Genomic DNA, 12213 nt, shown 5'->3' with positions numbered 1-12213 from the left:
CCCGCTTAAGCACCGGCAAAGCCAATACGTACCCGCGTGAGCCGGATATCATCCTGCTTGAATTGACGTTGCATTTCGTCAAAGGCCATATCGACGGCTTCGTCGGGATCGGCGGCTGCCATAGACCGGTCTACGTTAAGTAAAACATGCTGGTTCATGCCATCCAGAACGTCGAAGATGATCCGGATTAACTGTTTTTTGCGGTTAGCCATGGTATCGTGTCGTTTACCTGTGTGGCAAAAATAGAAAACGACTACTACATTTATATTATACCTAACCAACAAATATCACATACACTTTATCGAGCAACCATTGATAAGGATATACGGCCGTTTGTAGATTAACTAGCTTCGTCACGCGTCCGTTTGTACCTTTGCGCCCCTTTTGTACTAGCATTACATGGGCATACTCACACCTGACCCGACGGGTGATTTAGCCTGGCGAGTCGCCTGGCAGTCATCGATATTCCGCTGGAAATTCATTCTTGGAGTCATCGGCGTTATCACGCTCTTGTTGACGTTTCCGCTTTTCTTTCAAACAATTGAAAAGCATACCGGCCCCGTACTAAACGACTGGGTACTCAATCAGTTGCCCCCGCACGACGTGTCGATCGCCATCTTTCTGCTGATCTGGGCCACTGCCATCATACTCGTTATCCGCGCCCGACGCAGCCCAGCCATTTTTATGCTGTTTATTTACGGCTATCTGATTGTCAGTCTGTCGCGCATGTTGAGTATCAACCTGGTACCGCTGAATCCGCCAGTCGGGTTAATCCCACTAATCGACCCGATCAGTAACGCGTTTTACGGCAAATCGTATATCACGAAAGATCTGTTTTACTCCGGTCACACATCGACGCTGTTTCTGATGTTTCTGTGCCTGCGCCGACCCGGCGACCGGCTGTTCGGCCTCATTGGCTCACTGATCGTTGGGGGACTACTGCTGGTACAGCATGTGCATTATACGATCGACGTAATCGGTGCTTTTGTCTTCACCTATCCGCTCTACTGGTTGGGCAAGAAAATAGCCCTGTCGGGCTGGAATCAGGTGGATACGCGACCGGACTGATTGAAAACAATTGAAAATTTACGGGTTACGCATCGATTTTGGACAAATTGTATAAAACAACCATTTCGCCAAAAAGCACCAACAACCCGTTGATTGATAGTAAATTATACGTATGACGGGTCTAAATGAGTGCTCTATGGACCAAAAAAAATCGTTAAACGTGTATTAATTAAATTGAGTCCAGGTATTCCTAAAATTGTAAATTTTGTAGATTTGGGGCTTTATAAAACCATTGAACTGCGCCTGCATGGCAGTGCGCAGTAACGGTTGGCATCGAACGCGGAGACCCCGAATTGTAAACCACCGATATGAGCAAAATTGACTTACCGCCCTTCACATTGGGCGAATCGATCACCCCTGAACAACGTCAGTTTTTCAATAAGCACGGTGTGATCGTTTTCCGGAATTTCATTAACCCCGAAACGGTAAACTTATTTATCAGTGAAACCGAGCGCATTGAAAAGGAGTGGCTGGCTGAAGGTCGCGACAAAGTCAATGGCGTTCCGCTGAAGTTTGGTCAGGATGAGGACGGCAATGCGATGATTCAGCGGATGTGCTTCCTCTCGCAGCACAGTTCTGCACTGCATGAATTTTTGCAGGACCCCCGTCTACAGGCAGCCGTTGACCTGCTGCAACCCTATGAAGGACGCATCGCCGAGATCGAGAAAGACGGGCTGATTCTGAACCACTACGTTCGGACCCCCAACAGCAAGTTCTCGCAGATGGGCTGGCACACAGACAGCCCGCGCGACATCTTCCTGGGTCAGCGCATCATGCCGATGCTGAACGTGGGTATCCACCTCAACGCGACGCCTTACGAAAACGGTGGGCTGCGCGTGATTCCGGGTACGCACAAGCAGGGCATTCTGAAAATGCTGTTCCGCAAAAAGTATTTTGTCGACAATGATCCCGACAAGAACGAGATCGGCTTCGACATCAATGCGGGTGACCTGTCGGTACACGATGGCCGGCTTTGGCACCGGGCGCAGCAGTCGCCTTATGTCGGCGAAGCAAGCCGTCGGCGGGTGATGTATGTGCCGGTTGTGACGGGTAAGTACATGCCGAAAAACGAGCACAGCAAAACGCCGTTCTACCACCGCTTTATTTCGAAGGTTAATATTTAATTGAGTTGCAAAGTCATAGAGTTGTAAGGTTGTAAAGTTGCCTCCGGTGTAACGTACAGCCTTGCAACTCTTTGCTTTTAACGCCTTGCAACACTAGCCGGTCAGACGCGTCAGCAACTTTATAACGCTACAACTCTCCAACCCTACAACTCAACCATGCCTTACGCCCTTATTACCGGTGCCAGCAAGGGAATCGGTCTGGCCATCGCCAACGAACTGGCCCGGCGCAAGTTCGACCTGCTATTGGTCGCCCGGTCGGCTGACCTGCTGACGAAAGAAGCACAGCAACTGGCGTCGACTTACGGCGTCAAAACGGACACGCTGCCGGTCGATCTGGCCCAAGCTGGTGCAGCCCAGCAGGTATTCGACTGGTGTCGGCAAAAGCAGTATACCGTTCAATTACTGGTCAACAACGCGGGGTATGGCCTGAGTGGCCTGTTCGAGCAGCATACGCTAAGCGAGCACCTCGCCATGATGCAGGTCAACATGAACGCCCTTGTCGAGCTTACGTATCTGTTTTTACCACAGCTCAGGCAGCAGTCCCGCGCGTATATTCTTAATATCGGTAGTTCAGCCGCTTATCAGGCCATTCCCCGGCTGAGTCTATATGCAGCATCCAAATCGTTTGTGCTGCAATTCAGCCGTGGCTTGCGGCTGGAACTAAAGAAGACGGGCGTCAGCGTTACCTGTGTCTGTCCGGGTGCCACCGACACCAACTTTGTCGACCGGGCGCAGATTGGCGAAAAAGGTCGTAAAGCGGCCGAGAAAGTAAACATGACACCAACGGAAGTCGCTCAGCAGGCTGTCGCAGCAACGCTGTCGGGTCAGGCTGAGCTGGTCACGGGCGTTTTGAACAAGCTGGGCAAGTTCATGGCCTGGCTGATGCCCAAGGGTCTGGTCGAATCGACGGCAGGCAGCATTTACGAGTAGAGACGCGATCGCACTGGCGACCACCATGGTCCAACCCAGCCGTTGCGTCTCAGCAAGCATCAGCAAAAGCTATTTAGTAGCCTAACCGTCCGGCGGGGAGACGCAACGGATTGCGTCTCTACAAAAATCGGTCATCGACCATTGTGGCACTTTCTTTGCCCCCACCGGGTTATACACTCATAATTCATCTTCCCGACGTTGGATGCCGATGATGTTTAGTACCCAAAGCGGGTATGTCACCCAGCCTGCCGACGTCCAATTTTTTCATGCAATTTTCTGACTTATCACTTGTTGATCCCATTCTGAAGGCACTGGCCGAAGAAGGGTATTCATCGCCCACACCCATTCAGCAGCAGGCAATCCCCCTGTTGCTCAACCGCCGGGATTTACTCGGCTGCGCACAGACCGGCACGGGTAAAACGGCCGCATTTGCCATTCCCATTCTTCAACTGCTTGCCGCCGACAAGGCTAAACAACCGAACGGGCCGCGTCGCATCAAAACGCTGGTACTGACCCCGACGCGGGAGCTGGCGATTCAAATCGACGAAAGCTTTGCCGCGTACGGTCGCCACCTAAACATGAAACACACCGTCATCTTCGGTGGTGTCTCGCAACATAGTCAGGTCAACACGCTGCGGTCGGGTATCGACATTCTGATTGCGACACCGGGTCGGTTACTCGACCTGATGAATCAGGGCATCGTCAACCTGCGCGACGTGCAGTATTTCGTTCTCGATGAGGCTGACCGGATGCTCGACATGGGCTTTATCCACGACGTAAAACGAGTCATTGCCAAATTACCGGAACGGCGGCAGTCACTGTTTTTCTCGGCCACCATGCCACCCGACGTAGCCAAACTGGCGGATACGATCCTGAACAACCCCGCGAAAGTGGAGGTAACGCCCGTTTCGTCGACCGCCGATACGATTCAGCAGGCGATGTACTTTGTCAGCAAAGACGATAAACGCAAACTGCTGACGCACATTCTGGCCGACCAGGCTATCAAATCGGTGTTGGTGTTTGCCCGGACAAAGCACGGAGCCGACCGCGTCGCAAAAGATCTGGTCAAAGCCGGTATTCAGGCGGAAGCCATTCACGGCAACAAGTCGCAGAACGCCCGGCAACGCGCCCTGACGAACTTCAAAAGCCGCGACACCCGCGTGTTGGTGGCTACCGACATTGCGGCACGCGGTATCGACGTCGACGAACTGTCGCACGTAATCAACTACGAACTGCCAAACATTCCCGAAACCTACGTTCACCGCATTGGACGGACGGGCCGGGCGGGACATGATGGTATCGCACTGTCGTTCTGCGACGCCGAAGAAACCGAATACCTGCGCGATATTCACAAGCTGATTGGCAAAACCGTTCCTGTGATTGGCGATCATCCGTACGTGCTGGAGATCGATGCATCGACGGTTACGCCGAAAGCGCCACAGCAGCGGGGACAAGGCGGCCGAAATGGCGGTCAGCGCCCGCAGCAGTCTCGGAATGGTAACCGACCCAACGGTCAACAGAGCCGGGGACAGGAAAACCGGTCAGGAAACGCAGCCGGGCCACGCGCGCAGTCGAACAACCGGCCGTCGGGTCAGGGTCGCTCGGAACAGGGTCGCCCAGATCAGGGTCGCCCGGAGCGTGCTAACCGGAACAGCCAGTCGAACGATCGGCGCGATAGTCGTTCCGGCGGTCAGCCGCAGGGCAGCAATCGGCGTGACAGCCGACCCGCTCAGTCGGAACGTCCGAGTCGTGATGGTGCCGAAAAGCAAAGCCGGGGTACGGGCAACAGCCGCTATCTCGACTTCAGCAACGATAAAAATTACTAATGTCAGGCCCCGGCTCTTAGAGCCGGGGCTTCTTACTGATAAATCGGCACCAGTGCGTACTCGTCGTACCGGTGTTTTTGTTGGCAACATCTGTGTCTGTGTCTTCACAGACACCTCCCCGGCAGGTTACGGATAGCTGACGCATGGGTGGCGGTGAAGACACAGACACAGGGTATCAAAGGAAGACGCGGGTGACAGAGATTGGCTTTCAAGATTCACATCAGGCGTAAACTAATTACTTTGTCGAGAGAAATCCTGTCTAGCTGCGTCGATGGAGCCTGTGTTTATATCGCTTACTAGTCTCGCTGTTCTCATTCGGATCGTCGCCAATCCACTGGCTAACGTCTTTCAGAAACAGCTTACCCACCGCGCCGTCGACCCACTGTTTGTCACCGGCGCAACGTTTGGCCTGTTGACAGTAGCCTGCCTGCTAGGTTGGCCGCAGCTCCGGTTTATCGATCTGCCGACGTCATTCTGGCTGAACATGGTCCTGACCAGCCTGTTCGCCGTTTTGGGCAACGTGTTTCTTGTGCGGGCGCTGCGTATTGGCGATCTGTCGGTCTTAGGGCCCATCAACGCTTACAAATCAGTCGTTGGCTTACTACTGGGCGTCGTGGTGTTGCACGAGATTCCCCGTTGGTGGGGCATTGTCGGCGTAGTGCTGCTTATCGTGGGTAGTTATGTCGTTGTAGCCAATCGGCAGGAGCGTCTGTCGTGGACCGTTGTGCAGCAACCGGCGGTCAGATTGCGTTTGATGGCATTGGTTTTTTCAGCGGCTGACGGAGTTTTCCTGAAAAAAGCGATACTCACCTCGACGCCGTTCATCGCTTTCTTCTACTGGTGCGGGTTGAGTTTTCTAGTTACGCTTGGCTGGATTACCCTGACGATACGCCACAACTGGCGATCCCAGCTGACCACGTTAGCCAGCCATAAGCGTCTGTTTTTAGGCTTGTGTGCTATGGTTGGACTAACACAGTTTACCAGTAATCTTGTGTTGTCGCGAGTGCCCGTTGGCTATGCGCTGGCCTTGTTTCAGTTATCGGCACTAGTCAGTGTGGGGCTCGGCTACCATTTTTTTCAGGAACAGCATATACTACGCAAACTGCTCGGTGCCCTTGTTATGGTCGGTGGAGCTGCGCTCATTACGCTACTGGGCTGATTAGTCGTTCGACCAGCATTCGCCCGCCAGCGTCGTGATTCGAAGCAAAACCACGTTCGGATCGTCTTTGCCTTCGGGAAACCACTGCTGTACGTTTTCATCCCACAGTTCATCGACTTTCGCCTGATCTTTCACGACTTCTGCCGTTCCCGACGTACTGACCGTCACCTGTTTTTCCGCGCTGGCGTAACCCAGGGCAACGGCCGGATGCTGCCGGATCTGGGCGACCTTATCGGAGTTCTCGCGGGTATAAAACCACATCGTTCCGTCGGGGTCGAGCTGCCGGGTTAGCATGGGTCGGCTGCGCAGGCTTCCATCGGGCAATTGCGTGGTCAGCAACGCCAGTTTGATGTCCTGAATGTTTTGTTTGATTTTGTTAAATTCGTCGGGACTAAGCTTTTCCTTCGTTTCCATACAGGTGTTTATCGAGCCCGTATAAGTAGCTGTAGCACCATATGGTTTGATAAACGATCAATTTTCGATAAGTTGGTCTGGCCCGACTTAGCTTTACAATCCGTTATACAATCATGGACAGGATTTACAAAGCCAGTAATCCCGACGATATTCCGAAGTACGATAAGGAATACTGGTGGTCGAAAACACCGCAGGAACGACTTGATGCAGCCTTGAAGCTCATCCGTCGGGCTAAAGCTATTTATTACGCCAACCCAGCTAATCCATCACTCGGAGATGGACGACAAATACATAAGTCTGATAAGCCTATTCAACGTCCAAACCCTTTGCGAACCCGGCCCGACAAACCATGACTCCTGATCTGCGGTTGTGATAACGTCATTTCCTTGTTCGGTCACGATATACCTATGTCCCGCAGCTTTTTACTAGTTTTTGCCTGCCTTGTACTCGTTCAGCTTCCGGGTTGTGCCCCTCGGTACAGTGGTCCCAAAACAGACCATTTCAATGGCAAAAAATTTATCAATCCCGGTCAGAAAGAGCGGTCGACGGGGAGTGTGCTGGAATGGTTACTGCACCGCGACAAGGGACCGTGGCCCGAACAGCCCGACGCGTATGTGGGCAGCAAGCCCAAAAACCGCGTCGAAGGGGACAGTCTGGTGCTGACGTTTGTCAATCACTCTACTTTCCTGATTCAGACCAATGGGCTGAACATTCTGACCGATCCCGTTTGGTCGGAACGCGTAGGGCCGACAGCCTGGCTGGGTATCAAACGCAAACGCCCGGCGGGACTACGATTCGAGGAGTTACCGCCGATCGACGTTGTCCTGCTTAGCCATGCTCATTACGACCACCTCGACTTACCGACGATCAAGAAGCTGGTCAAGGCGCATAATCCGCTGTTCGTGACGCCATTGGGGGTATCCTACCTCCCGAAAAGAGCGGGTGGACGCATTAGCAAAGAACTCGACTGGAATGACACGCTACGTGTTAACGATAAGCTGTCGCTGACCTGCACGCAGGCCCAGCACTTCAGCAACCGGGGTCTGTTCGACCGCGACCGGACGCTCTGGGCCGGCTACCTGCTTCATACCTCGTTTGGTACAACCTTCTTTTGTGGCGACAGTGGCTACGGACCGCATTACAAGCGAATCGGTGAGCAGGCCGGCCCGGCGGGTACGATCAAGCTGGCGCTGCTGCCCATCGGCTCATACCGACCGGAGTGGTTCATGGCTCCGGTACATATGTCGCCGGCAGGGGCCGTACAAACGATGCTCGACCTGAAAACTCCACAGGCCGTCGGCATTCACTTCGGTACATTCCAACAGGGTGACGATGGTTTATACGAACCGGCGACCGACCTGAAGCAGGCGTTACAGAATCGCAACATCCCGCCGAATCGGTTCATCGTGCCGCAGGAAGGTCGGCCGCTGGTGTTTAAGTAAGGCTTTCCGTAGTTTTGCGGCATGGAACGCACCGACCGGGAAATACGCAAGAGTGAACGACTGACGCATCTGAAATACGACATACGCGGCCCGGTCTACGAGAAAGCGCTGGAGCTGGAGAGTCAGGGTTACAAGATCATCAGTCTGAACATTGGCAACCCGGCACCGTTTGGCTTCGACGCGCCCGACGAGATCGTTCACGACATCATCCTGAACATCCGCAACGCGCAGGGTTATTCCGACTCGCGGGGTCTGTTCGCGGCCCGGAAAGCGGTCATGCACTATACGCAGACGCTGGGCCTGCCGGGCGTAACCATCAACGACGTATACATCGGCAATGGGGTCAGCGAACTGATTCTGCTGTCGATGCAGGCGCTCATTAACGAGGGCGACGAAGTACTGGTCCCCTCCCCCGACTACCCACTCTGGACAACGTCGGTCGCGCTTTGCGGTGGTAAACCCGTCCATTACCGTTGCGATGAATCGGCCGACTGGAACCCCGATCTTGCCGATATCGAAAGCAAGATTACGGATCGTACGCGGGCCGTCGTTGTTATTAACCCGAATAACCCGACGGGGGCCGTCTACACACCAGCCGTATTGGAAGGCATTGCCCGTATCGCCGAACAAAACCGGCTGATTGTCTTCGCCGACGAGATTTACGACCGGATTCTATACGACGGAGCCACGCATCACCACATGGCCCGTTTCGTGCACGACACCTTGTGTATTTCGATGGGTGGCCTGTCGAAGAACTACCGCGCTGCCGGTTTCCGGGGCGGCTGGCTGATTCTGAGCGGGGCGCGGCAACAGGCTAAATCCTATATCGAAGGACTGACGCTACTGGCCAGTCTACGGCTCTGCGCCAACGTTCCGACGCAGTACGCTATTCAGACGGCCCTGGGTGGGTATCAGAGTATCAACGATCTGGTGATGCCCGCCGGACGGCTTCACAAACAGATCATGCTGGCGTATAACCGGCTGATCGCCATTCCGGGGGTGTCGTGCGTCAAACCCAAGGGCGCCCTGTACGTCTTCCCCAAAATCGACCTGAGCCAGTTCCGCATTGCCGACGACAACGAGTTTGTTTACGATCTACTGACGGAACAGAAAGTGCTGGTTGTCGCCGGAACGGGCTTTAATTTTCCCAACGACGGTCACTTCCGCATCGTCTGCCTGCCCTCCGTCGATGAGCTGACGATTGCGATGGATCGCATCGAAGCATTTCTGGAAAGCAGACGGTTGTAACGGACAGTGTAGAGACCGATGCGCCGGTCTCTACAGTACTAACAGCTCATTTTGTCGACCCGGCGTTGGTGGCGACCGCCTTCAAATTCGGTGTTCAGGAAAGCCTCAACGCAGGCGAATGCGGTGTCAAGGTCGACGAACCGTTCGGGCAGGCATAGCACATTGGCGTCGTTGTGCTGCCGGGTTACCTGGGCCAGATCGGCGCGCCAGACGAGTGCCGCCCGTATACCCTGATGCTTATTGGCCGTCATCGACACGCCCTCCCCGCTTCCGCAGACCAAAATACCCCGCTCCGCCGTTCCGGTTTCCACCGCCGTAGCAACGGGGTGCGCGAAGTCAGCATAGTCGGCAGAATCGGCGGAATAGGTACCGAAATCCTCTACCGTATAGTCGTGATCGATTAGCCAGGTCTTGATGGCTTCCTTGTACGCAAATCCGGCGTGATCGGCACCGATAGCAATGGATGTAGGCATGGGCAACAGACTCGTATTAGAGCGCGAAAACAAAACGTTTTCACAAAATTATTCGTTATTACGATCCCCTTTGCAATAAATCTGACTGGCATGGCTGACAGACAGACCTCATACGTTGCAAAGGATACTAGTTTTCAATTGATTACGTGCCAGTCAGTCACTCCACTGCCTTTTAGAATAAGTATGGAAGGAACGAAAGAAAATGTGCATCGCTCAGAAACACAGAGCACAGAACGCATAACCCAGGATTTACCCAAACGCGACGAACTACTACTCACCGCCGACGAGCAACGGATCAAGGAAGCGTTTCAGGACCATAACTGGAACGAAATCAAAACAGCTGACTCGTGGGTCATCTTCAAAGTGATGGCCGAGTTCGTCGAGGGCTTCGACAAATTGGCAAAGATTGGCCCCTGTGTGTCGATTTTTGGATCGGCCCGCACCAAGCCCGACAACCCGTATTACAAAATGACCGAAGACATTGCTGCCAAACTGGTACGGCACGGCTACGGTGTTATAACGGGCGGTGGCCCCGGCATCATGGAAGCCGGCAACAAAGGGGCCTACGAGCAGGGCGGCAAGTCAGTCGGGCTGAATATCAAGCTTCCGTTCGAGCAGCATAGCAACATCTACATCGACGCCGACAAGAGCATTAATTTCGACTTTTTCTTTGTCCGTAAAGTGATGTTCGTCAAGTACGCGCAGGGCTTCGTCGTGATGCCCGGTGGTATGGGAACACTCGATGAACTGTTTGAAGCCATCACGCTCATTCAGACCAAGAAAATCGCTCGCTTCCCGATCGTGCTTGTCGGCCGGTCGTACTGGCAGGGGCTGATCGACTGGATCACTGACGTCATGCTGGCTCAGGAGCACAACATCAACCCGGAAGACATGAAGCTCATCACAATTGTCGACAACCCGGAAGACGCCGTGAAAGCCATCGACGACTTCTACAGCAAATACATGCTGAAGCCGAATTTCTAATTCAAAGAGCGAAAGAATGAAAGAGCGATTAGACTAGCCAATCGCTCTTTCACTCTTTCACTCTTTCATTCTTTCGCTCTTTAAAACTCCAGATACGGTGCGATTTTCTCGATCGTCTGGGCATCGAGAATGCGGATCGGCTTCAGGGATTCAGCGGAGGTGAAAGCCCCGTGTTGCTCCCGGTAGCGGACAATGACTTCTGCCTGCCGACGCGAGAGGAACGGGTGGCGGTCGAGGTCGGCTGCACTCGCCGTGTTGATCGGAATACGGCGTGGAGCCGATCGAATCTGCCCCAGCCGCATCAGCTCGACCCGCCCCACCGAATCCAGCCCGTATATATCGGCAAATTGATTCGTTGATACGAACCCGCCCAAGGCATTTCGAAATTTCAGGATTCGGCCGGCCGACGTGGGGCCAATACCATTGAGCGCCACCAGTTGACTACTATCGGCCGTATTGATGTCGAACGGTTGCAGGACGGGACGTTCCACATGTGGTCGTTCGGGATACCGATTCCCCGACGTATAACTATAAGCGGCAGGTCGGTCGGCAAACGGACGCCTGCCATTTTCCGGTGCGCTGGCGGGCAGCGTAATGTAGGGCTCCAGTTCCGAATACAACGCCGGTGGAAAATTGTAAATCTTCAGCAGATCCGCTTTCTGCCGAAACTGTCCGCCCTTGCTGCGGTATTTATCGATCCGTTCGGCCAACCATTGAGGAAGCCCCAGCCGCTGCCAGTCGGCAACACTGACTGTGTTTGGGTTGAAGGCAAATCGCTCACCCGTTCGTCGTTTGGGCTCGTTGAATCGTTCAGCGTCGGTACGGTCGCGGGTGTCGTTTTTACCGTACTGCGGCTTATTAGCCTCCTCGTCCTGCATTAGACGTAGCAGACTATCCAGTTTTTTTTGATCGGTAACGGACGTGTCGACTGGTCGGACAGGCACGAACCGCTTGTAGAGAACACCCGTGAGCAGTGCAATAACAACGAAAGCGATAAGGACAAGAATGCCGCGCCCCTCATGGTAGGAAACGCGGAAATAGTCGCTGACAAGCGACTGCAATTTACGAAGCATGGTGTGAACGGTATTATGTAGCTAACAACTAGTTAGGAACATACGAATGTAAACACGATCATGCATTTATTTTCTAGTGAGCGGCCGTCGTCTGAACTGTAACTGTCTTGAACTGTAACTGTAACTGTCTTGAACTGTGATTTGTACTGATTATGTTGATAGACTATGATTCTGTGAAATCAGAACGATAACGCCGATCAATGATCAGGCTATCCGAACTGTGATACACTGTGATTGCGCTGATCTCAATCACAGTGTATCACATCTATAACAAAAAAATCACAGTTCAAGACTGTCTAAACTGTGATTCACGCTGATTACGCTGATAGACTATGATTCTATGAAATCAGCGCAATCAAGTCAATCACAAAAATTACAGTTCAGGACAATCAGCGCAATCAAAATAAATCACAGTTCAGGACAATCAGCGCAATCATGTCGATCAAAAAAATCACAGTTCAAGACAATCAGC

The 12213-nt window shown here is 53.3% G+C and carries 14 protein-coding genes; 9 read left to right on the top strand and 5 right to left on the bottom strand.

What is annotated here, in order from left to right; all coding sequences use genetic code 11:
- Positions 1-5: 5 nt before the first annotated feature.
- A complete protein-coding gene (locus CLV58_RS13265; protein ID WP_106138309.1) occupies positions 6-212 on the bottom strand; it encodes a hypothetical protein in 207 nt (68 codons plus the stop codon).
- 187 nt (positions 213-399) lie between these two features.
- On the opposite strand from CLV58_RS13265, the gene CLV58_RS13260 reads away from it, so the two are divergent.
- The 4 genes from CLV58_RS13260 (at position 400) to CLV58_RS13245 (ending at position 4948) form a co-directional block, all read left to right on the top strand.
- Complete coding sequence (locus CLV58_RS13260) at positions 400-1068, top strand: phosphatase PAP2-related protein (RefSeq protein ID WP_106138308.1); 669 nt, start codon at positions 400-402, stop codon at positions 1066-1068.
- 308 nt (positions 1069-1376) lie between these two features.
- Entirely contained in the window at positions 1377-2192 is an 816-nt protein-coding gene (locus CLV58_RS13255; RefSeq protein WP_106138307.1) for a phytanoyl-CoA dioxygenase family protein, read from the top strand.
- Positions 2193-2348: 156 nt separating this feature from the next.
- The gene (locus tag CLV58_RS13250) at positions 2349-3122 is read left to right on the top strand and encodes an SDR family NAD(P)-dependent oxidoreductase (RefSeq protein ID WP_106138306.1); all 774 of its coding nucleotides are present in this window, start codon (positions 2349-2351) and stop codon (positions 3120-3122) included.
- Positions 3123-3388: 266 nt separating this feature from the next.
- A complete protein-coding gene (locus tag CLV58_RS13245) occupies positions 3389-4948 on the top strand; it encodes a DEAD/DEAH box helicase (protein WP_106138444.1) in 1560 nt (519 codons plus the stop codon).
- A gap of 16 nt (positions 4949-4964) precedes the next feature.
- Here CLV58_RS13245 and CLV58_RS28975 read toward each other — a convergent pair whose 3' ends face one another.
- Complete coding sequence (locus CLV58_RS28975; protein ID WP_281257908.1) at positions 4965-5093, bottom strand: hypothetical protein; 129 nt, start codon at positions 5091-5093, stop codon at positions 4965-4967.
- Positions 5094-5219: 126 nt separating this feature from the next.
- Between CLV58_RS28975 and CLV58_RS13240 the strand changes: the two genes are divergently transcribed.
- Positions 5220-6107 (top strand): EamA family transporter, encoded by an 888-nt coding sequence (locus CLV58_RS13240; protein WP_106138305.1) that lies wholly within the window; start codon positions 5220-5222, stop codon positions 6105-6107.
- On the opposite strand, the gene CLV58_RS13235 is transcribed toward CLV58_RS13240, so the two are convergent.
- Positions 6108-6521 carry a pyridoxamine 5'-phosphate oxidase family protein gene (locus CLV58_RS13235; RefSeq protein WP_106138304.1) on the bottom strand — a complete coding sequence of 138 codons (414 nt, stop codon included), beginning with the start codon at positions 6519-6521 and terminating at the stop codon, positions 6108-6110.
- A 113-nt stretch (positions 6522-6634) separates the two neighbouring features.
- Here CLV58_RS13235 and CLV58_RS13230 point away from each other — a divergent pair, with 113 nt between their 5' ends.
- Genes CLV58_RS13230 through CLV58_RS13220 form a run of 3 tightly spaced genes read left to right on the top strand, consistent with a single transcriptional unit; the run spans position 6635 to position 9211 of the window.
- Positions 6635-6874, top strand: a complete 240-nt coding sequence (locus CLV58_RS13230; RefSeq protein WP_106138303.1) for a hypothetical protein — start codon at positions 6635-6637, stop codon at positions 6872-6874.
- Positions 6875-6928: 54 nt separating this feature from the next.
- Entirely contained in the window at positions 6929-7963 is a 1035-nt protein-coding gene (locus CLV58_RS13225) for an MBL fold metallo-hydrolase (protein ID WP_106138302.1), read from the top strand.
- Positions 7964-7984: 21 nt separating this feature from the next.
- Complete coding sequence (locus CLV58_RS13220) at positions 7985-9211, top strand: pyridoxal phosphate-dependent aminotransferase (RefSeq protein ID WP_106138301.1); 1227 nt, start codon at positions 7985-7987, stop codon at positions 9209-9211.
- Positions 9212-9249: 38 nt separating this feature from the next.
- Here the strand turns inward: CLV58_RS13220 and rpiB are convergent, their stop codons facing one another.
- A complete protein-coding gene (gene rpiB / locus CLV58_RS13215; RefSeq protein ID WP_106138300.1) occupies positions 9250-9684 on the bottom strand; it encodes a ribose 5-phosphate isomerase B in 435 nt (144 codons plus the stop codon).
- A gap of 183 nt (positions 9685-9867) precedes the next feature.
- Here rpiB and CLV58_RS13210 point away from each other — a divergent pair, with 183 nt between their 5' ends.
- A complete protein-coding gene (locus tag CLV58_RS13210; RefSeq protein ID WP_106138299.1) occupies positions 9868-10668 on the top strand; it encodes an LOG family protein in 801 nt (266 codons plus the stop codon).
- An 80-nt stretch (positions 10669-10748) separates the two neighbouring features.
- Here CLV58_RS13210 and CLV58_RS13205 read toward each other — a convergent pair whose 3' ends face one another.
- The gene (locus CLV58_RS13205) at positions 10749-11741 is read right to left on the bottom strand and encodes a ComEA family DNA-binding protein (RefSeq protein WP_106138298.1); all 993 of its coding nucleotides are present in this window, start codon (positions 11739-11741) and stop codon (positions 10749-10751) included.
- Positions 11742-12213 lie beyond the last annotated feature (472 nt).

The sequence above is a fragment of the Spirosoma oryzae genome (genome assembly GCF_003002825.1).
Taxonomy (GTDB): domain Bacteria; phylum Bacteroidota; class Bacteroidia; order Cytophagales; family Spirosomataceae; genus Spirosoma; species Spirosoma oryzae.
Note: the sequence above shows the minus strand (reverse complement) of the source record. Positions and strands in the feature narration are given on the sequence as shown.

Excerpts from the sequence above, each read along its gene's own strand:
- rpiB (WP_106138300.1), bottom strand. The coding sequence starts at position 9,684 with ATGCCTACATCCATTGCTATCGGTGCCGATCACGCCGGATTTGCGTAC.
- CLV58_RS13245 (WP_106138444.1), top strand. The coding sequence starts at position 3,389 with ATGCAATTTTCTGACTTATCACTTGTTGATCCCATTCTGAAGGCACTG.
- CLV58_RS13210 (WP_106138299.1), top strand. The coding sequence starts at position 9,868 with ATGGAAGGAACGAAAGAAAATGTGCATCGCTCAGAAACACAGAGCACA.
- CLV58_RS13205 (WP_106138298.1), bottom strand. The coding sequence starts at position 11,741 with ATGCTTCGTAAATTGCAGTCGCTTGTCAGCGACTATTTCCGCGTTTCC.
- CLV58_RS28975 (WP_281257908.1), bottom strand. The coding sequence starts at position 5,093 with ATGCGTCAGCTATCCGTAACCTGCCGGGGAGGTGTCTGTGAAGACACA.
- CLV58_RS13235 (WP_106138304.1), bottom strand. The coding sequence starts at position 6,521 with ATGGAAACGAAGGAAAAGCTTAGTCCCGACGAATTTAACAAAATCAAA.
- CLV58_RS13250 (WP_106138306.1), top strand. The coding sequence starts at position 2,349 with ATGCCTTACGCCCTTATTACCGGTGCCAGCAAGGGAATCGGTCTGGCC.
- CLV58_RS13225 (WP_106138302.1), top strand. The coding sequence starts at position 6,929 with ATGTCCCGCAGCTTTTTACTAGTTTTTGCCTGCCTTGTACTCGTTCAG.
- CLV58_RS13220 (WP_106138301.1), top strand. The coding sequence starts at position 7,985 with ATGGAACGCACCGACCGGGAAATACGCAAGAGTGAACGACTGACGCAT.
- CLV58_RS13255 (WP_106138307.1), top strand. The coding sequence starts at position 1,377 with ATGAGCAAAATTGACTTACCGCCCTTCACATTGGGCGAATCGATCACC.
- CLV58_RS13265 (WP_106138309.1), bottom strand. The coding sequence starts at position 212 with ATGGCTAACCGCAAAAAACAGTTAATCCGGATCATCTTCGACGTTCTG.
- CLV58_RS13240 (WP_106138305.1), top strand. The coding sequence starts at position 5,220 with ATGGAGCCTGTGTTTATATCGCTTACTAGTCTCGCTGTTCTCATTCGG.
- CLV58_RS13260 (WP_106138308.1), top strand. The coding sequence starts at position 400 with ATGGGCATACTCACACCTGACCCGACGGGTGATTTAGCCTGGCGAGTC.
- CLV58_RS13230 (WP_106138303.1), top strand. The coding sequence starts at position 6,635 with ATGGACAGGATTTACAAAGCCAGTAATCCCGACGATATTCCGAAGTAC.